The sequence below is a fragment of the Corynebacterium sp. CCUG 69979 genome (genome assembly GCF_024454095.1).
GTDB lineage: Bacteria > Actinomycetota > Actinomycetes > Mycobacteriales > Mycobacteriaceae > Corynebacterium > Corynebacterium genitalium.
Window position 1 is genome coordinate 1 of the sequence record NZ_JAGPZA010000030.1, and the last position, 19,280, is coordinate 19,280.

Genomic DNA, 19,280 nt, shown 5'->3' on the forward strand with positions numbered 1-19,280 from the left:
GGAAAAAATAAACACCAAGACGCCGGTTTGTCCACCATGTCGCGACTCATCTGTCAACAATGTCGCGACTGATGACAGTGGTGTCCCCGACAGGATTCGAACCTGCGACCTTCGGTACCGGAAACCGATGCTCTAATCCGCTGAGCTACGGAGACGTACTGCTTGAAGCAGCGCACCTGACTCTAGCACCGCCGTCGATGAGAGACTTAATCGGGCATGAACCGCATGGGCTCCCGCTAGATTGAAGAAGACAGACGCTAGTCCTAACTTCTCGGGAGAGACAATGAACCGGTTGTTACCTGCAATCCTCGCGGGTGTTCTATGCGTGAGCGGGTGCAGCTCGGAGCAGAGCGAACCAGTCGAGGTCACCGCGACGGTCACAACAACGCACACAACAAGTGCGAGCGAGACCGTTGTGAGCTCGACATCAGCACCCCCAGAACCGGAGAATGTCTCCAACGACGCTGAACGTCACGTGGTCGAGTGCCTCGTAGGAACGCCAGGCCCCGCATTATGGTCGGACGGAACGATCGAACACTCCGAGTACTGCTTCTATGCCAACGACGGGCCCGCTTACCTTGAGCAAGAAAGCCAGTCCGGATTGCTTCCAGGAGGTGCCGCCGTGAACGGTTACGGGTATGACGAATACGGCAATCCCAATCCATCGAGCGGCGAGTTGCAGGCCGAATGGGGTTGCCAGCAGGGATATATCACCGACCCTGAGATCTGCTCGAACTTCGAGTAAAGGACTTTCCATGTCGAAATCCGCTGCCCGTCCGAGCACCGGCAAAACCGTCTTTTCCGCACTCTTCATCGCTGCGGGGGTGCTCATGTGCGTGCTCGCGTTCTTTCCTGCGGCGGGCGTTTCGCAATGGCTCAGCACCCGGGTCGTGGTGGCTCAGGCCGTCTCCTTCCCCATTGCTTTCGGCATCGGGCTCGCCGTCGTCGCGGCGGGGCTTGGCGCATTCAGATTTCTCGTTGCTCCGATCGTTCTGACCGCAGCGGCTGCTTGCTTTATCGCCGCGCCAGTTCCCCCGATCCTGCCGGGGCCCATCAGTGCGCGGGAAGGGACCTCCGACGGTGGGCCGCTGCAAAGCACGGCGCTGCGAATTGTCACCTACAACAGCCAAAACACCTTGACCGCCGCGGATGCCCACGACATCATCGAACGCTTCGACCCGCACGTGGTTGTTCTTCCGGAGGCGAGCAAGGACAAGGCGGTAGCGGCATTCGCGGGGACGCCCTTCGCGGAGCGTGTCTTCACCTCGGAGCAGGGTGGCGGGATCGCGCCAACGAGCATGGCGGTGCACCCCGACCTCGGAAACCTGGGGCCCGTCGATGCCCCGCCGACGACGTGGGGTTCGCTCGCGTTCCAGACTGGAGCCGGGCGAACAATCGTGGCCGTGCACACGACTGCCCCACTGCCCAGCATCATGGATCAATGGCGCGGGGACCTGCACAGTATCGCGGGCTGGGTCGATGCCAACGTCGATGAAAAGGCGATCATCGCCGGCGACTTCAACGCCACCATGCGCCACGGCCCCATGGCAGATTTGGGGCCGATGCGGGACTCGGCACGAATGTGCTCCCGCTACCCGGACGGCACATGGCCCACCGACGGTATCGCGGGTCTGCGCTCGCACATCGACCACGTGTTAATCCCCGCAGCCGGGGTGGACGGCTGCGCAACCGTCCGCATCGGCAACGGGGACCACTTAGCGTACTTCGCTGAGATTAGTACAGCTCAGCGTTAGGAATGACGATCCAGCAGATGATGTAGATGAGCAGACCAGACAAGCCCGCGAGGAACAGCGCGACGAACACGAGGCGCACGAGCGTCGGGTCAATGTTGTAGGTCTCGGCGATGCCGCCGCACACGCCAGCGATGTAACGGTCGTTCATGGAGCGCACGAGCTTCTTGTTGTTACGCGGCTGGGGGCTGGGCTGGTAGGTCATAGTGGCGGTTCCTTTCTCGGGTGGGGGTGGGTGTTGTTGTTAGCTTCTGTTCACGCTGACAACACCCATTCAACCCATTCGCGGCACCTGCGACAACGGGGATTGCCCTGATATTCACCCTGGGTTTTACCCTGAGGTCAGCTCCGGCCCGTCCGGGACCTGGCGCTTACCGCCGGGCACGTTTTCGACGTCCATGACTCCCTGGAGGAACCGCTCGAGTGCGGGAATGTCTTCGGTGTTGAGGTGGTCGAATACCACGCGCCGGACGCTTTCCACGTGGTCCGGCACTGCCCGGTAGAGCGCGTCCCGGCCGGTCTCCGTCAGGCGCACTAAGACACCACGCGCGTCACCCGGGCTCTTTTCCTTCGACACCAATTCGCGGCGCTCCATGCGCGTGATCTGGTGGGACGTGCGCGAGCGGTCCCAATCCAACTCGGTGCACAAGTCGCGCAGGCGCAGGCTCTCCCCCTCAGCTTCGCTGAGAGCGACGAGGACTGCGTACTCGGACGTCGACAGCTGCGCACTGCAGAGCAGCGTGTCCTCCATGACACGGGAGACCTTGCGGGCGGCCTGCAGCATGAGACGCCACAGAACCTGTTCCTCGTCGGTAAGCCAGCGCTGTTCTGCCTTCATGGCGTTCTACATTAATACGAAAAACTATAAACTGTGATCCGGTTAAGAATTTCCCTTTGCGAACCTTTTCAATTCCTGGATGGACGCGGTCTTCGCCGCCGATACGCGGTCGAAGCGGTGCGGGAAGGAGGTGAGCACGAAGACCTGGGCTGTTTCGCCCGCCTTGGTGAACACAGCGTTCATGGACTCCAGGCGTTTCGGGTCGGTCGCGCCGAGGGCATCGTCGATGACCACTGGCACGGGCGTTGTCCCCTGCTCCCCTGCGGCCACCAGGTCAGCGATGGCAAAGCGGGTGAGCAGTGCCATCTGCTCTTTGGCGCCGCCGGACAGTTCCGATAAGTCCACTGTCGTACCGTCAACGGTGCGGGCCTGCACCCGGAGCTGATCGTCGAGGGTGAACTCGGTGCCGGGGCCGAACACGCGGCTCGCATGACGCTGCAGCGCCTGAGCGAACGGAGCGGCGTACTTCGCGCGCGCAGAGTCACGGTGAAAGACCATCGTGTCACGCAGCAGCTTCGCCGCGTTCGCTTTGCGGTGCAGCGCATCTCGGCGCACGGTCGCGGTCTCCAGTTCAGCGCGGGCGCGGTCGAGGTTCTCTGCTTCACCGTCGGCGCTGTTGACAGTGCTCAGCAGCTGCAGGCGGCTTTCGTGGGCATGGCGGTGGCGCCGGTTCAGATTGTCCAAACGGTTGCGTTCACCCTGGAGGCGCTCCTCAGCGTGTTCTGGGTCGACCAGTTCGACTTGCTTCTTCAACTCGTTAGCTTCTGCCGCCGCGGCGGTCTGCGCAGCTGTCGCGGTATCGCGGTTGGTGGCCAACTGCTCGTCGGAAAGCTTCTCGCGTGCGGCGGCGAGCTGGGCGCGTGCGGCTTCGACATTGCCGTGCTGCACTTCAATGCGGGTCTCCAGTTCCGTCAGAGTAAGCGTGTGCGGCTTCGTGCGCAGCGGGGTCATCTTCGCGTCAAGGTCCGCCACGGTGTCGCGGGCTTCGGCATCGGCACGGCGGGCCGCGTCGAGTGCTTCTTGCGCTTCTTCGACAGGGGGGATGTCGCCGTCGTGGGTCGCGACGGTTTCGCGCAGCCGGGTCAGCTCCTCGCGCAGCTCGTCAGCCTCGGCGCCGCCCAGGATGTCGGCGCGACGGGAACGGGCGGCCTCTAGAGCTGCCGCCAACTCGCGGTGCTCATCCCGTAGGCGGCGGGCGCCATCTAGGTCCTCGCAGCCGATCGTGGCGAGCAGGCGGTTGACGTCCGCTACCGCGTTGTCCAGATCCGTGGTGGCGGTCTCTGTCCCGGTGGCGGCGCGGAAGGTCAGGGTGATGTCGGAGATGCGGATCTCAGTGCCGTCGAAAAGCGCGATGGAGTCTGTGCCTCCGCACGAGACCTCCTCACCGTTGACCGTGAATGCGGCGCCGGCCGGCCCGGCAATATCAAGCCGTGCTGCTGTCGACTCCACGATTCTGCGCTGCACGGTCAGGGTACTCGTGGCATCCTCAAGCGCGCGGACGTCAGCATCTGTGACTCGGCGCTCCGGCTGCGCCTTGACCAAGCGGGCGATCTCTTTCTCGACAGCGTCCAGACGGGTGACAACTCCGTCGAGTTCCTCCACCCGTGCCCGTGCATTGGCCGCGGCAAGCGCCTGCTCAGCGGACCCGAGGTTTTCTCGCGTGGCAACTGCGTGCGCGCGGGCCTGCTCGTGCGCTTTCTCTGCCTCGGCAAGTGCCTTCCTTTCGGCGGCAGCCTTTTCACGGGTCGGCTCGTGCTGCTCCTTGAGGGTGTTGAGGGCGGCTTCGGCGTGTTCGACACCGGCGATGACAGCCTGGCGGGATTCGACGTCGTCGTTGGCGCGTGTGAGATCCTTTTCGGCACGGTCAGCTTTTTCCTGTGCAGCGGCGAGTGTGGCGGCGAGTTCGCGCGCAGCTTCGGCTTCGGCGGTGCGGCGCGACAGCGCCTGCTCTGCCTCGGGAAGTTCGGCCTCGATGGCGGCCATGTCCACACCGTGCTGGGCATACGCGTCGACCGCGGTCTCGTAGGCCCGCATGGACTGCTCAGCGGCAGTGACCTTCTGCTCGGCGGCTTCAACCGCCGTCTCGGATTCCTTGAGGTCTTTGGTCGGCTTGCCGGATTTGGTGAAGTACCGCAGGTACTCCTCCTCCACGCGGCGCATGAGCCCGGAATCTTCCGCTTCTTGCGCAGACTGGCCATCGGCGCCCTGCGACGTTCCCAGCGCACGCGTGAAGGTGGGGATCCCGGCGGCCTCGATCGCATCCGGCAGTGACCCTTGGCGCAGGAACAGGGTGTCCATCAGCTGCTGGTCGACATGGTTCGCCAAGATTTCGTTCAGGCGGTTGTGCGCCTGCTCGCCGGTAAGGTTCTCGGGCCGCGGGGAGAAGATCTTCAGCTCAGCTTTTCCCTTGGTCCCTTTGGCGAAGCGCTTGTAGATCTCGAACGTGTAGGGGCCGACTGTCGCGTTGAGACGCACCTCCGGCAGCTCATCACGCCCGACCGGGTTGAGTTTCCGGATCTTGGTGGAGGTGTGCTTGATGTTCAGCACCGCGTCGAGCGCGTCCAGGATGGTCGACTTACCGGTCTCGTTGTCGCCGTGGATGAGAATGACGCCGGTATCTGGAATATCAGTCAGCTCGAGGTGCTCCACGGCGCGCACATTGTCAATGATCAGGGAGTGAATGCGCATTATTTCGGCTCCTTGCTCAGACGGAACAGCAGGTTGACGGCATCACGAGCGGTCTGGGGATCGCTCGTCTCGGAAGCGCCGAGCAATGCAGACATGGCATCCCGGGCGTACCCGGACAGCGGCAGGTTGGCCAGTTCCTCATCATTCGGTTCGAGGTGGAGGTCCATGAGCCGTTCGCGCTCATACAGTGCCCCGAACACACTGCGCTGCGCGGCCAGGCCTTCCTCGAGTTCCCGCGTCGCCTCCAAGCCGAGCGTGCCCGCCAAGGAATACTTCACCGCGGTGCGACTCTTGTGCGGGTACGCCTCCAGCTCCGCAATGACGCGGCGCACGTCCTCACCGTCGCTGACCTCCCAGTGCAACGCATCAAAGGTCCATTCGCCGACGGCATGCTCGTTGACATCGACGTCGACATCGGTCGCCGATCGCTTATCGACGCTCACCACCAACGCCTTCCCCGAGTTCACCTCGTTCCCGGCCACATTGCCGCGCCGGTCGTGAAAGTCCGTGGTCTCCGGCGCTCCGGAGAACCAGATCCGGCCACTGGTGCCCACCTGCTGGGCCGAGTGGGTGTCGCCCAGCGCGACGTAGTCGATCACTCCGTTCGCCAGGGCTTGCTCCAGACCTGTCAGTGACATCAGTGCCGGGTTGTCCTCTCCCCTGCCTTCGGCCTGTCCGTGAGCGACGAGGATGCGGACACTGTCAGTCGCTTCGAGCTGGGCAAGAGCGCGGGCGGCCAAGTCCTCGTTGGCGTAGCGGGCCAGCAGCGGTGCGCCGACGATCTCCACGCCCGGGCAGACCTCAACAGGCGTGCTATCGGCCAGAACGGTGACATTGCTGAGCTTAGCGGCGCGTTCCAGCGCGGCGCCAGGCAACAACGGGTCATGGTTGCCCGGGAGCAGGAACACCGGCACGGGCAGCGAGCCGAGTACTTCGAGGGCGCGGCCCATCGTGCGTTCACTCAACGCGTTCGCGTCGAAGACGTCACCCGCAACGACAATGAAATCCGCGTCCTGTTCCTGGGCCAGGTTCCCTAGTTTTTCCACCGCGCGCAGGCGGGAATCCTCAAAACGCGATTGAGCGTCGCTGTCTTCACCGTCGAGGAACCAGCGCGTCATTCCCCATTGAAAGTCCGAGGTGTGAATGAAGGTCACATGTGTGGAGTCCTGTCCTGAGCCCATGCTTTAACAACTACCAAACGACCCGGACACCGCCACCACAACCCCCGAACATTCGTTCGAACGCACTGGCGAGCGGGGCGTTCACCTGCGCGTCAGCTCGTCGTACAGATCCTCCAGATCAGACACCGCCCGCAACTGGTCGATGTTGGTGAAGGAGATCGTCTGCATCGCCTTGTGCAGCAGATCCAAGTCCGAATCCTCGATCATCGGGGCGGTCTTCGGTTGTGGCAGATCCGGCAACTCGTGGCCCGTCCAGAATTGCTCAGAGCCTTCGGCCGCAGATTGCTTTGCTCGCTCGCCAGCTGTGGCGCGCAGCTGCTGCTCCAAGGTGTTCAAGTCGAGGTTGCGCAGGCGAAAGATCAGGGTGGGATCAGCGTCGATAAGCTCCGCGGCTTTGATGGCCACAGCAACCCCGTGCTTGCACACGTCGTAATTATCCGGGCAGTCGCAGCGGAAGCGGATCTTCTCCCCGTCTCCAGCAACAAGGGCGTTAAGCAGCTCTTTATGGAAGCGTCCCGTGCGGGCGGCCTTGAGCGCGTTGGCATTGTGCGCCATGAGTTCCAGGGATTGTTGGATCGCGTCCGCATCGCGGTACGGCAGCAAGATCATCGTCGTGAACGGCTCGTTTTGGCTGCCGGCGACAGAGCCGGTGAAGCGACCGATCTCGGTCCGGACCTCGATGACATTGCCCTCATCGGCGTACTTGCGTCCGCGGCCGTAGCGCCCCTGGTCAGCACCGCGCTGAGCGGCTTGCAGAATGATCTCCGCTGCCGGGTTGAGCCGCAGCGAACGCGCGGTGCGCTTGAACGGCACCTCGACGGTCTCAGCACCGGCTTCAGCCTGTTCGCTGCGCGCTTCTTCCGCACTGGTCACCTTTTTGCGCTGCGCGAAGTTGACCCAGGTAACGTTTCCTTCTTGCGGGTGCGCCATGGTTTAGTCCTCCCCTGCTGTGCGGTAACTCATCAACGTGGCCAGCTCTTCGGTACCCAGCTCGGTGATCCAGCCTTCGCCTTCGCCCACGACAGCGCCGGCGAGTTTCAGCTTGCCGTCCAAGATGTCCTGGATCGATTCCTCCATGGTTCCCCGGGTGATCATCTTGTACACTTGCACGTTCCGGTTCTGCCCGATGCGGTAGGCGCGGTCGGTCGCCTGGTTCTCCACGGCCGGGTTCCACCAACGGTCCATGTGGATCACCATCGACGCGGCGGTGAGGTTCAGGCCGGTGCCACCGGCACGCAAAGACAGGATCATCGCGCGCGGCCCGTTCGGGTCCTGGAAGCGCTCCACCATCGTGTCGCGCTGCGTCTTGCTCAAGCCCCCGTGGAGGAAGGGGATCTCGTGGCCCAGCCGGTCGCTCAAGTACGGCTGGAGAATGTCGCCGAACGCCTTGTACTGGGTGAACACGAGCACACGCTGGTCTGTCTCAATCGCCTGGTCGAGCAGTTCCATGAGCATGGCCACCTTGCCGGAGCGGTGCTTGCCCTTGTCCGTCACGGGCGAGCCGTCCGCCTGGTAGTGCGCCGGATGGTTGCAGATCTGCTTGATCCGCGTGATCGTGGACAGCACCAACCCCTTGCGCGCCATACCGGTGCGGCTTTCCAGCTCCTTCTGCATCGCGTTGACCAGCGCGGTGTACAGCGCGGCCTGCTCGGGAGTCATGTCGACGGTGACCACTTGCTCGGTCTTTTCCGGCAGGTCCTCAATGATCGCCGGATCCGTCTTCAGTCTGCGCAGCACGAACGGCCCAGTGAGCCGCTGCAGGCGCTCCTGCATACTGTCAGCCAGCGCTTCATCCCGGCGCGACTCAATGACTTTGGAGAAGTGGTTCCGGAAGAACGCCTGCGAACCCAGAATACCGGGATTGACAAAGTCGAGGATGCTGCGCAGTTCCGCCAGCCGGTTCTCCACCGGGGTGCCGGTCAGTGCAATGCGGTGGCGCGCTCCAATTGCCCGCACGCTTTTCGACGCCTGCGTCCCCGTATTCTTAATCGCCTGCGCCTCATCGAGCACAACGTGGTCCCATTCGACCAATCCGAGCGTCTTGTAGTCCCGCCCGGCAATGCCGTAGGAGGTGATCAGCACGTCGAGCTCACCGATCGCGTCCACGAGCTCCTGTCCTTTGAGGCGGCCAGAGCCGTGGTGAACGCCGACGCGCATGCCTGGCACGAAGCGCTCTGCTTCCCTAGCCCAGTTGCCCACCACAGAAGTCGGAGCCACCACCAGCGTCGGGCCAGTCTTGCGGCCTTGGTCCGCCTCCACGGCAAGCAAGGTGAGCAGTTGGAGGGTTTTGCCGAGGCCCATATCGTCGGCAAGCACCGCCCCCAGCTTGTTACGTGACATGAAGTACAGCCAGTCCACGCCACGGCGCTGGTAGTCGCGCAGCTCCGCATGGACGGTGTCCGGAATGGGCTGGCGTTCTGGTGCGGGGCGGTCAGTGCCGCCGACGAGCGCGTGAAGCCACCCCGGGGCGTCAACGTCACCGGCGATTTCCAGCCCACCAGCTTCCTGCTCCGCCGCCGACTCGAGCGCGAGCTGGCGCAGTTCGTCGGCAGTAATGAGGCCGTCTTCGACCTCCTTTTCCGTCAGTGACTCAATGTACTTGCGCGACTTGCGCAGGCTCGCTTGGTCCGCCAGCACCCACTGGCCCCGCAAACGGATCAACCCGGACTTGGAGGACACCAGCTGGGACATCTCCTCCGGGGTGAGCTCGGTGTCACCGACCGAGAGTTTCCAGTCGTAGGCGACCAGCTGGTCGAAGCTGAACCGGCTGACTTCACCCGGCTCTGATTCCGCAGGCTCTGTCACCGAGAGCTTCGCGGTGGTCTCCATCCGCTGCCACGCCCGCGGCAGCATGACCTTGATCCCGCGCCCACCGAGGACGTAGGCGGTTTGGCCGACGAGGTTCATGATCTCGTCGGTACTCAGGTAACAATCCCAATCGCCGTCTTGGGATGTGCGCGGTGTTTCCGGGTGGCGCGGGTGCAACTCTGGATCGAGCAAAGGTGTCACGTCGACCGCCTTGCGCAGCTGAGTGCGCAGGCTGGCCATGGTGGACATGTCCAACTCATCAAGGCGGATCGGCCGGGGCGCATCTGTGCCGGACCGGACTTGGGCGCGCACCGGCCACTGCACGGGGGCAGGCGTGCCGTCTCGTTCCCCGCCCAATCCGTCAACCATCATGGCGGCATCAGACCACTGCGGGTCCGCCGGTTCCTCAACGATGAACACCAGCTGCACGTTCACCGCAGTGATCGAGCCGTTCCAGTGCGCGATCTGCTTGGACACGCTCGCCCCACCCCGCCGCAGCGGGGAGGACTTCAACAGAGCGTCGGCAAAGTCGTGCCACGGGTAGACGCGTTGTTCGCCGCGCACATGCTCCAACAAGCCGGAGGCGATCCAGTGCACCAGGTTCGTGGAAACGTCCTCCGCGACGTTCAAGTTGTTCACCGTGATCACGCCTGGGGCGGCGGCGATCATGTTCGCCAGCCAGCCGCGCTCCTCTAACCCGGTGCCCAACTGCCACTCGGGGAACCACATGCCGTCATCAGGGCGGACCCTAATGCTGACCCGCCCGGCGCGGACGAACCGGGTCAGACCGGTGTAGAGACGGATGATCCAGTACAGATCCGGGGCAATCGAGGCGCGCTGGGCAGCCGTCGCGGCCGGCGTCGGCTCATCCAGCATGGCCACCTGGCTCAAAAACCGCACCGTCTCCTCGGGCGAGAACGCAGCCGTGGGCACCTTCAATTGCACCTGCCGGCCCTTCGGTGTTTGCAAAGTGATGGGGTCGCGGCGGCGGAACCGTGAGTCGTCGATAAGCGACTCCACAACCTGGGGGAACGTGCCTTCCGGAACCTGCGAAGGCAAGAGAATCTTGTGCCCCTCCACCCGCTCAACCCACAGGTTGAGCCCCGAGGCGGGAAGCCACAGGCCGTGGAGAAGGAATTTAGGCATATCCTCTTTTCTACCACCCTGGGTGACCAACAGAGCAGGCGCGAAAAGTTCAGGCACTCAGCTGTGTGTTATCCTATTCCAAGCTTTTTATCCGCTGCGAAACTTCATTCAAGGAGCGCACATGACTGAAAGTACGTGGATGATCATCGCTTTGGTGATCTACTTAGGCCTGATGCTCGCCATCGGTTACTACGGTTGGCGCCGCACCACCCAGTATGGCGACTACGTCATCGGCGGCCGCGACCTGCCGCCGTTCGTCGCCGGTATTTCTGCAGGCGCATCCGACATGTCCGGCTGGCTGCTCATGGGTCTGCCCGGTGCCTTGTTCGTCTCCGGCATGAGCGAGCTGTGGATCGTCATCGGCCTCTTTCTCGGTTCGTGGGCCAACTGGCAGTGGGTCGCTCCGCGCCTGCGCGCCTACTCGGAAGTGGCCAACAACTCGATCACCCTGCCGAGCTTCTTTGAAAACCGCACGCGCGACCACAGCCGCGCCCTGCGCGTCATCGCCGCGGTGATCATCATCTTCTTCTTCACGTTCTACGTCTCCTCCGGCATGGTCGCCGGCGGGCGTTACTTCGAGTCCACCTTCGACGGCGACTACATGACCGGCATGCTCATCGTCGGCGCCATCACGGTGATTTACACCTTCGTCGGCGGATTCTTCGCCGTGTCCTACACCGACGTCGCCCAGGGCCTGGTCATGTTCGCAGCACTGATCATCGTGCCGGTCATGGCCCTATTTGCCATCGACAACCCCGGCGGCATCTTCTCCTACCCGCTGGACAACCCCTACGGCCCGTGGGACAGCGGCAACCCGGAGTACTTCAACCTCTTCACCGGTGTCTCCGCGGCCGCCATCATCGGCAACCTAGCGTGGAGTCTGGGTTACATGGGCCAGCCGCACATCATCACCCGCTTCATGGCGCTGCGCAGCCCGCACGAGGCACGATCAGGCCGCAACTCTGGCCTGATCTGGGTGGGCATCTGCTACATCGGCGCCGTTTTCACCGCGATCATCGGCGCATCCTTCTTCGGCCAAACGCAGCACTCCGTCACCGACCGCGAAGGCTTCGAGACGATCTTCCTGGACATGACCCGCGTGCTGTTCCACCCGCTGTTCGCCGGCCTGGTGCTCACCGCTGTCCTCGCCGCGATCATGTCCACCATGTCGTCCCAGCTACTGGTCACCTCCTCCGCCCTTGTCGAAGACCTGTTCCGCGGCTTCACCAAACGCGAACTGCCCCAGCGCACCCTGCTCATCGCCTCCCGCGTCATGGTGGTCATCGTCGCTTTGGTGGCCATTCTCATGGCCGCCAACCCGTCCGACACCATCCTCGGACTGGTCGGCTTCGCGTGGGCCGGTTTCGGTTCCGCATTCGGCCCGGTCATCATTGCGTCCCTGTTCTGGCGCCGTCTCACCGCGCCGGGTGCCATGGCCGGCATGATCGTCGGTGCGCTGACCGTGTTCATCTGGGGTTCCATTCCGGCCACATCTGGCCTTATCTACGAAATGGTTCCGGGCTTCATCCTGGCCACTCTGGCCATGGTCATTGTCTCCCTGGCCACCAAGCCGGACCCCGCCGCCGAGGCCGAGTTCGACCGCGCAGGCGCCCTCACCGAATACGCCATGGCGCACCCGGAAGTCCCCTTCGACCAGGCGTTGAAGGACACTCAGGTGCGTGGGACTGACAACGCGATGTCCGGCCACGAGCCGCGGTGATGTAGCGGGCCCTGGGTTACAAGGTCGCGCCCCGGCGTCCAGGCCCCCAGCCTCCCCCTGGTCCATGAACCTCTGCCTATGAACTGAGTGGCCTCCCCCGCCCGCTGCCGTTTACTCGGTTCATAGGCAGAGGTTCATGGCGTCTGCGCCTCCCACGGAACCGATCGCCCCCGCCGCGCAGTCCAACAAGGTATGCCTTGGTTCCGCTTCTATCTCACCGTGCTCATCGCCGCCACAGTCGCCGTCGTTCCGTTCCCCACGCCGCGTTCGCTTATCGACGCCCCATCGACCCCCTCCCCTCGCCCCACCATCCTGGGCTACGACCGCGCCGCAGACTTCGGCGACTGGGGTATGCAGCCCACCGGGTGCACCACCCGCGAGGCTGTCATGGCCGATGCGTGGGACGTCGACTCATGCCGCACCCCATACCGCCAGTGGGCCCCGTCCGATACGGTGCCCTTCACGGACCCCTACACCGGCGCCCCGCTCGACCCGGCCGACGTGGAAATCGACCACATTTTCCCGTTGCGCGCCGCCTGGGACATGGGTGCGCACGCGTGGCCGGCGGAGAAGCGCGTCGCCTTCGCCAACGACCCGATCAACCTCGTGGTCACATCCTCCAAGGCCAACCAGGCGAAGTCCGACATGCTGCCCAGTGAGTGGGTTCCTGACAACCGCCGCGTGCGTTGCGCCTACGGGGAACGTCTCGCCGCCATTGCGCGCGGCTACGAGCTTCCCCTCCCCCGCGCCGATCTACGTGCTATCCGCCGGCACTGTTCTGGCCTGCAGGGACTCGTGTCAAATGTAGAAATGCCTGTGCATTCCGTAGAGTGAGGTGCCATGACCACATTCCTCATTTTCCTGCACGTTGCCGCCGCGATCATTCTCATCGGTCCGGTCATGGTAGCCACCTCCGCGTTCCCCGGCGCCGCCGCCAAGGCCCAGGCTGGTGGCGAGGAGACCCTTGGACGCGCCTCCATCTACCACCGCATCTCTTCCACCTACGGCATGATCTCCCTGCTGGTTCCGCTGCTCGGCGGCGCCGTGCTGGCCTTCGACTGGGACGCCTACCGCTCTAACTACTGGTTCCACACCGCGATCGTGCTGTCCGTCCTGGCGTGGGGTTTCCTGTTCGGCATGGTGATCCCGCAGCAGCGCAAGATCATGGGTTCCCTCGGCGCCCTCAATCCGGCCGAGGCTGACTCCCGCGACGTCGCCTCGGACTTCGAGTCCTCCCGTGTCAAGGCAGCTGCCGGCGCAGGCATTTTCAACCTGCTGTGGTTCCTGACGCTGATTCTGATGTTCCTGCCATCCCCGGCTTAAACCCCTCTGCCCTCCACGGGCCCAACGCAAAACCCAGCTACCAAGAACAAGAGATTCGCTTTTCGACGAATCCTCGCCTCTCAGTAGCTGGGTTTTCTCATGCCCAGGCGCGCAACCTTAGTCGCGCCAGTCGCGCTTGCCCCGGCCACCGCCACGGCCACCGTGGCCGCCGCGCCCCCGGCCGCGGTCGCGGTCGTCGTCACGCTTGCGGTAGCCGCCGCGTCCACCACGGCCGCCCCTGTCACCACGGTCGCGCGGCGGGGCACCGGTGTCGCGCTGAATGTTGATCAGCTGGCCGGAGATGCGGGTGTCGGACAGGCGGTCGAGCACGCTCTTATCCATGTTCTTCGGCAGCTCGACGAGGGTGAAGTCGCCGCCAATGGTGATGCGGCCGAAGTCGCGGTTGGTCAGACCGCCCTCATTCGCCAGCGCGCCGACGATGGCACCCGGGCGAACATTCTGACGCTTGCCCACGTCTAGGCGGTAGGTGTCAAAGTTGACGTCGTCGTTGTGGAACCGGCCCTTGCCCCCGCGGTTGCCACGGTCCCGGCCGCGGCCACGATCCCCGCGGTCACGGTCGCGACGATCCTCACGGTCGAAGCGCTCGCGCTCGCGACGGTCGCGCTTGTCTTTCGGGGGCTCCTTCATCAGGAACTCATCACCCTGCTGCTGGGCGGCAAGGGCGGCGGCGATGTCCTCCATTGGCACGTCGTGGTCGACCGAGTAGCTGCGCACGAGTCCGCGGAAGAGTTCCATCTGGTCGTTCTCGAGGGACTCGGTGATGGAGTCGGCGAACTTGTTCATGCGGGAGACGTTGACCTCATCCACGGTGGGCAGGTCCATTTCCTCGATCTTCGCGCCGGTGACCTTTTCGATGGAGCGCAACATGCGGCGCTCGCGCGGCGTGACAAACAGCAGCGCCTCACCAGTGCGGCCCGCACGGCCGGTGCGGCCGATGCGGTGGACGTAGCTCTCCGTGTCGTTCGGGATGTCGTAGTTGAGCACGTGGGAGATTCGCTCCACATCCAGGCCGCGCGCGGCGACGTCGGTGGCCACGAGGATGTCCAAGCGCCCGTCGCGAAGCATGTCGACGGTACGCTCGCGCTGTTGCTGAGCGATGTCGCCGTTGATCGCAGCCGCGGAGAACCCGCGTGCTCGCAGCTTCTCGGCGATCTCCTCGGTCTCCTGCTTGGTGCGGACGAAGACGATCATCGCGTCGAACTCAGTCACCTCAAGCACGCGCGTGATGGCGTCGAGCTTGTTGCGGTGCGCGGTGAACAGGTAGCGCTGGGTGATGTTGGTGTTCGTGCGGGTCTTCGCCTTGACTGTGACCTCTTCAGGGTCGTTCAAGTAGTCATGCGAGATGCGGCGGATCGCGTTCGGCATCGTCGCGGAGAACAGCGCGACCTGCTTGTCGTCGGGGGTGTCCTCCAGAATGCGCTCCACGTCTTCCTGGAAGCCCATGTTGAGCATCTCGTCTGCCTCATCCAGCACGAGGAAGCGCAGGTTAGAGATGTCCAGCGACCCCTTCTCCAGGTGGTCGATGACGCGGCCTGGCGTGCCGACGATGATCTGCGCGCCCCGGCGCAGGCCCGACAGCTGAATGCCGTAAGCCTGGCCGCCGTAGATCGGCAGCACGGAGATGCCACCGAGGTGGTCAGCAAACGACTGGAAGGAGTCAGACACCTGCAGCGCCAGCTCACGCGTTGGCGCGAGGATGAGGGCCTGCGGATAGCGTGCCGACGTATCGATCCGCGCCAAGATCGGCAGCGCAAACGCCGCCGTCTTACCGGTACCGGTTTGGGCTAGGCCGACGACGTCGCGGCCGTCCATCAGCAGCGGGATCGTCTCAGCCTGGATCTGCGACGGCGATTCGAAGCCGACGCGCTTGATCGCGTCGAGCACCGGCGCTGGGAGCCCAAGGCCGTTGAAGCCCTCGGGCTTGGTCTCGGAAGTCTCGGCGTTCTCGCCGTCCTGGTTCGGCTCGGAGTTTTCAGCAGAGGTCTCGGCCGGAGCCTCAGCCGGAGTTTCGGTGTTCTCTTCAGTCTGGGTGTTGTGGGTGTCAGGCTGCGTATCAGCCTCTGTGCCGGCAACCTCGCCGGCGGTGTCGGCCTGGTCCTCGGCCGCGAAGTCATCTGTATTCATCACTGCCAAAGCCTACGTGAACACGCGATCTATAGCTATTTGCTGCGCTTTTGCTTTGCTTACCGTGCTCGAGCGCACCGGGCGCACAGTCCCCGCCGACTACTTCGCGCGTAGCGTGGTGTCATGACCGACAGGAATAGAAAGCCCATCCCCAAAGTCGCCTACGCCCCCATGCTGGGCCTTGAAACTTATGTCCGGGCACGGGTTGAGAAAGATTTCTCCCACCTTGTCCAACTCCGCGCGTCTGCGCTCAATCAGTGCGTCTACTGCCTGGCGATGCACCGTCGTGACGCACGCAAAGACGGTTGGTCTAAGGACAAGGTCTCCCAGGCTGAAGACTGGACGAACCACCGCGACGTCTTCTCGGACGCAGAACAAGCTGCGCTTGAACTGACTGATGCAGTGACGCAGATCCACGGCGAAGAGTCGGTGCCGGACGAGCTGTGGGATCGCGTTGAGGCGCACCACGGCGAGAAGGGCGCGCGCAATCTCCTCATGGCGATTGTCACTATCAACGCGTGGAACCGGATCGGCATCACCACTCGGTTGGATCCCCGTAGCCTCGCGAACGTGGATGCATTCGATCTCGGCGAGGAATAGCTGCCGCCGGTAGTGGTGAATCAGGCTTTCCGAGGGCTGTTCAGGTTCACGGCGCCCTCGGAAAACATCCAGGTTCCTAGGCCGATGAAGATCGATCCGGTGATCATGTCCACCGCGTGTCCGAAGCGTGACAAAAAACCGGCGAAAACGTCGACCAAGACCGCGAACCCGGCAGACATGACAAAACCGACCACGAATAGCGTGACGAGAATGATGAACATCCATTCCCATCCCATGCCCGGTTTAACAAATTGAGCAAAAACCGCGCCAAAGAAGAGAACTGACTTCGGGTTGGACAAATTCGTAGCCAACCCCACCACGAAGGCTCTCTGGGATACAGTTGACTGAGCAGCTCCGCTACTAGGCAGATCAGTAGCTATTCCAGACCGCCACGCTTTGAAGCCGCTTCGCACTGCACTGAAGCCCATGTACAAAAGGTAGGCTCCACCCACTAACTGCAGTACCGAAAGCAGATGCGGTGCAGCTTGCATGAGGGCACTCAAACCCAGCAGAGAGGTGGCGATCCAGATCGCGTAACCCACCATGATTCCCGTGGCGCACGCGACACCAGCTGCACGTGATTTCACGCTAAACCGGATGATCTGCACGACATCCGGACCGGGTACGGCGACAGCAGCAACGAAAACCCCCATCAGGGCTAGAAAATCTCCGGTTGTCACAATTCTCCTTCGAAGTATGAGGCACGAATGGGAGCTGTCCTAGTCTCGGATAGCGGAACGTCGCTCTGGCCCCGTGGGATGCGGTTTAACGGGAGGAGTTTAGCGCAAACGCAACACCCCATGTGATGGAATGCACCACTTCGGCCCCTTAGCGGCCGCCATTCACTATCTTTAAAAGCATGAATTCACGCAGGTGGCGTTTAGGCGCTCTCATCATCGTTTCCACCGTGTCGCTCGCAGCATGCTCCGCCGAGGACACGAACGCAGCGCCGGAGACCGAAGAAGCCACCGTGACCAGCGTGGCCACCGAAACGGCCGGCGAGAGTGCGACCACTCCCGCCGACGAGCGCCCCATCCCTGACGTCGTCCGCGAGGCTGTCGGCCCGATGTGTGGTCAAGCCACCCGCGACGGAGAGGCATACAACGTCATCGCCATCCAGGGCGGCGAGCGGTGCGAGGAAGCAATGCAGGCCGTCACTGAGTTCACATCCGAAGACTCCGAAGCTGTTGAGGAGTCTGAGGGCACCTGGCAGGTCTCCAACGACTGGCGCTGCGGCCGCGGAACCCGCCTCGAGGGTGAGCCCGAAGATGCCGAGGAATACACCGTGAACTGCTGGGACGCCGAGACCCGCGTGCTGTTGTTGCCCCAGCCGGAGTAATCCCATGACAGCTTCACGACGCATCACCGCACTCCTCATCGCCTCCACCCTCACCCTCGCAGCGTGCAGCCGCGAGGAGCCCATCAAGGAACCGCCGATCGTTCAAAGCTCTGAGAGCACGTCGCTTGACGACGCCCCCACCTCCCCCTCCGACACCGTCCCAAGCGAGGAAGAACCCTCCCCGTCAGACGAGGCAACCGAGGAAGAGACTTCCGAGAAAGCGACGGAGGCGAAAACCGCAGCTGCTGGCACGGTCTGCGGCGAGGTGACCAACGCGACGGGCGGGACGTTGAGCGTCGTCTCTATGCAGGACGAGTTGACCTGCGAGGAAGCAATGGAGGTCTTCACCGACTACTTCTCTGACTCGCCGTCCGGCATGCCACCGCAGGGTTCCGGCGCCATTTGGCACGCGCCCAACGGCTGGATTTGCGGAGCAAACGCCTACCTCATCCCCGGTGACGAGAACACCAAATTCAACCACTACCCCGCCTGCGGCCCGAGCTATGAGCACTCCGAGTTCGTCGCCGTCGATCCGGAGCGGGTCAGCGAACTTCCGGTTTAAGGCGTCGTAGACTAGCTAGGGCCCTCTCCAACACAGTCCACAATCTAACGGCTGGCACCTTCTGGATGTCTCGAGGTGTTCAGCTACCAGCTAGGGCAGGTACGAGATGCCGACGTCTCCACAGCTCAATGCCCAGAAGTGAGCAACTATTTAATTCATCATTCGCCCCAGGTAACACTCAATATTTCAATGAAAAAGCAAGCATCTTAACCGATCTGGCCTCTAAGAGGTTGCGGCAGATATACGCTAATCAAGCACTAGATCAGTCGGTCTAGCATCTGTCATATTTCCCGCAACTTGAGAGGACTCCGCTTTGAGTACCGCTTACCCGGGCCCAGGTAACCCGAACAACCCCTACGGTGATCCACAGCCTCACGGTCAAGTGAATCCATATGGGCAACATCCTGGCTCTGCCCAGAACCAGAACGCTAGCTATCAAAACCAACATCAACCGTTACCGCAGACGCCACAGGGCAAGAAGAAAGGTGGCTGTCTAAAATGGGGTTTGATAGTCGGCGGCATTCTACTTGTGCTAGGCATCCTGGCTAGCCTTTTTGGTGAAACGGAGAACACCTCCGCCCCCGTCAATGAAGAGGATCAATCCGATCAGGACAGTAATGCGGTTGACAACTCTGCCGATAATGCCGACGGTAATGAAGCTGATAACGCCAATCACGGAGACGCTCCGACCGGTGACCTTTCCATGGGAGAAACAGCCGATCTCAAAGGATTGAAGGTAACCGTGAGCGCACTTCGCAATGACGGAGTTGACGTCTTCGATACCAGCCACGTTTGTGTCGACGTAGCAGTACAGAATGACTCCGATAAGGAGTACAACTTCAATCAGTTCGACTTCAACTTATCTACACCTGCTGGTTTGACAGTTGATTCCACTTTCACCGGTTCCTCTGACTTCCAGAGCGCACAGGTTAACCCCGGTGGAAAGCACGGCGGTATCGTCTGTTTCGAGAGTGATGCTGCCCCAGGAGAATACAAAGTAGGTTACCAACCAGCTTTCGGTTTGCGAGAGGCGTTCTGGAAGGGACAACTCTAAACCGAACCAATGAGGCCTAGACCTAGCGCGCCCCTAAAGCGAGCTAGGTCTGTGATGTCTGGGGTCTTTTTGGACACGGAGTCCAGGGGGTTTTTGGACGTGATGTCTAGCGACTTTTTGGGCGT

The 19,280-nt window shown here is 62.6% G+C and carries 17 protein-coding genes and 1 tRNA gene; 9 read left to right on the top strand and 9 right to left on the bottom strand.

The genetic code is table 11. The features are described 5' to 3' along the window. Window positions 1–78 precede the first annotated feature (78 nt). Window positions 79–155, bottom strand: a tRNA-Arg gene (locus KBX18_RS11325). Window positions 156–325: 170 nt separating this feature from the next. On the opposite strand from KBX18_RS11325, the gene KBX18_RS11330 reads away from it, so the two are divergent. After that, window positions 326–745 carry a hypothetical protein gene (locus tag KBX18_RS11330; protein WP_255996212.1) on the top strand — a complete coding sequence of 140 codons (420 nt, stop codon included), beginning with the start codon at window positions 326–328 and terminating at the stop codon, window positions 743–745. A 10-nt stretch (window positions 746–755) separates the two neighbouring features. Further along, window positions 756–1,754, top strand: coding sequence for an endonuclease/exonuclease/phosphatase family protein (locus tag KBX18_RS11335; RefSeq protein WP_255996213.1), 999 nt, complete (start codon window positions 756–758; stop codon window positions 1,752–1,754). Here KBX18_RS11335 and KBX18_RS11340 read toward each other — a convergent pair. The 6 genes from KBX18_RS11340 to KBX18_RS11365 form a co-directional block, all read right to left on the bottom strand. Next, window positions 1,735–1,956, bottom strand: a complete 222-nt coding sequence (locus KBX18_RS11340) for a PspC domain-containing protein (protein ID WP_255996214.1) — start codon at window positions 1,954–1,956, stop codon at window positions 1,735–1,737. The genes KBX18_RS11335 and KBX18_RS11340 overlap by 20 nt on opposite strands. 126 nt (window positions 1,957–2,082) lie before the next feature. Beyond that, window positions 2,083–2,589: a MarR family winged helix-turn-helix transcriptional regulator gene (locus KBX18_RS11345; protein ID WP_255996215.1), complete on the bottom strand. Its 507-nt coding sequence runs from the start codon at window positions 2,587–2,589 to the stop codon at window positions 2,083–2,085. Window positions 2,590–2,631: 42 nt separating this feature from the next. Beyond that, window positions 2,632–5,277 (bottom strand): AAA family ATPase, encoded by a 2,646-nt coding sequence (locus tag KBX18_RS11350; RefSeq protein ID WP_255996216.1) that lies wholly within the window; start codon window positions 5,275–5,277, stop codon window positions 2,632–2,634. Continuing rightward, window positions 5,277–6,458 carry an exonuclease SbcCD subunit D gene (locus KBX18_RS11355; protein ID WP_255996217.1) on the bottom strand — a complete coding sequence of 394 codons (1,182 nt, stop codon included), beginning with the start codon at window positions 6,456–6,458 and terminating at the stop codon, window positions 5,277–5,279. The genes KBX18_RS11350 and KBX18_RS11355 overlap by 1 nt, the downstream gene beginning before the upstream one ends. An 81-nt stretch (window positions 6,459–6,539) precedes the next feature. After that, the gene (locus KBX18_RS11360; RefSeq protein WP_255996218.1) at window positions 6,540–7,388 is read right to left on the bottom strand and encodes a hypothetical protein; all 849 of its coding nucleotides are present in this window, start codon (window positions 7,386–7,388) and stop codon (window positions 6,540–6,542) included. A 3-nt stretch (window positions 7,389–7,391) separates the two neighbouring features. Next, entirely contained in the window at window positions 7,392–10,412 is a 3,021-nt protein-coding gene (locus tag KBX18_RS11365) for a DEAD/DEAH box helicase (protein ID WP_255996219.1), read from the bottom strand. Between the two features lie 121 nt (window positions 10,413–10,533). Here KBX18_RS11365 and putP point away from each other — a divergent pair, with 121 nt between their 5' ends. The 3 genes from putP to KBX18_RS11380 all read left to right on the top strand — a co-directional run bounded on the left by putP (window position 10,534) and on the right by KBX18_RS11380 (window position 13,455). Then, the gene (putP, locus tag KBX18_RS11370) at window positions 10,534–12,132 is read left to right on the top strand and encodes a sodium/proline symporter PutP (RefSeq protein ID WP_255996220.1); all 1,599 of its coding nucleotides are present in this window, start codon (window positions 10,534–10,536) and stop codon (window positions 12,130–12,132) included. Between the two features lie 192 nt (window positions 12,133–12,324). Beyond that, window positions 12,325–12,966, top strand: coding sequence for a DUF1524 domain-containing protein (locus KBX18_RS11375; protein ID WP_255996221.1), 642 nt, complete (start codon window positions 12,325–12,327; stop codon window positions 12,964–12,966). Window positions 12,967–12,972: 6 nt separating this feature from the next. After that, window positions 12,973–13,455, top strand: coding sequence for a DUF2269 domain-containing protein (locus tag KBX18_RS11380; RefSeq protein ID WP_255996222.1), 483 nt, complete (start codon window positions 12,973–12,975; stop codon window positions 13,453–13,455). A 117-nt stretch (window positions 13,456–13,572) separates the two neighbouring features. Here KBX18_RS11380 and KBX18_RS11385 read toward each other — a convergent pair whose 3' ends face one another. Next, complete coding sequence (locus KBX18_RS11385) at window positions 13,573–15,600, bottom strand: DEAD/DEAH box helicase (protein WP_255996226.1); 2,028 nt, start codon at window positions 15,598–15,600, stop codon at window positions 13,573–13,575. 123 nt (window positions 15,601–15,723) lie between these two features. Here KBX18_RS11385 and KBX18_RS11390 point away from each other — a divergent pair, with 123 nt between their 5' ends. Further along, window positions 15,724–16,200, top strand: coding sequence for a carboxymuconolactone decarboxylase family protein (locus KBX18_RS11390; RefSeq protein ID WP_005290679.1), 477 nt, complete (start codon window positions 15,724–15,726; stop codon window positions 16,198–16,200). 20 nt (window positions 16,201–16,220) lie between these two features. On the opposite strand, the gene KBX18_RS11395 is transcribed toward KBX18_RS11390, so the two are convergent. Further along, window positions 16,221–16,880 (bottom strand): LysE family translocator, encoded by a 660-nt coding sequence (locus KBX18_RS11395; protein WP_040423781.1) that lies wholly within the window; start codon window positions 16,878–16,880, stop codon window positions 16,221–16,223. 179 nt (window positions 16,881–17,059) lie between these two features. Between KBX18_RS11395 and KBX18_RS11400 the strand changes: the two genes are divergently transcribed. The 3 genes from KBX18_RS11400 to KBX18_RS11410 all read left to right on the top strand — a co-directional run bounded on the left by KBX18_RS11400 (window position 17,060) and on the right by KBX18_RS11410 (window position 19,155). After that, entirely contained in the window at window positions 17,060–17,539 is a 480-nt protein-coding gene (locus KBX18_RS11400; RefSeq protein WP_255996223.1) for a hypothetical protein, read from the top strand. A gap of 4 nt (window positions 17,540–17,543) precedes the next feature. Beyond that, the gene (locus tag KBX18_RS11405) at window positions 17,544–18,101 is read left to right on the top strand and encodes a hypothetical protein (protein ID WP_255996224.1); all 558 of its coding nucleotides are present in this window, start codon (window positions 17,544–17,546) and stop codon (window positions 18,099–18,101) included. A gap of 313 nt (window positions 18,102–18,414) precedes the next feature. Further along, window positions 18,415–19,155, top strand: coding sequence for a DUF4352 domain-containing protein (locus tag KBX18_RS11410; RefSeq protein ID WP_255996225.1), 741 nt, complete (start codon window positions 18,415–18,417; stop codon window positions 19,153–19,155). The last annotated feature ends 125 nt before the right edge of the window (window positions 19,156–19,280 follow it).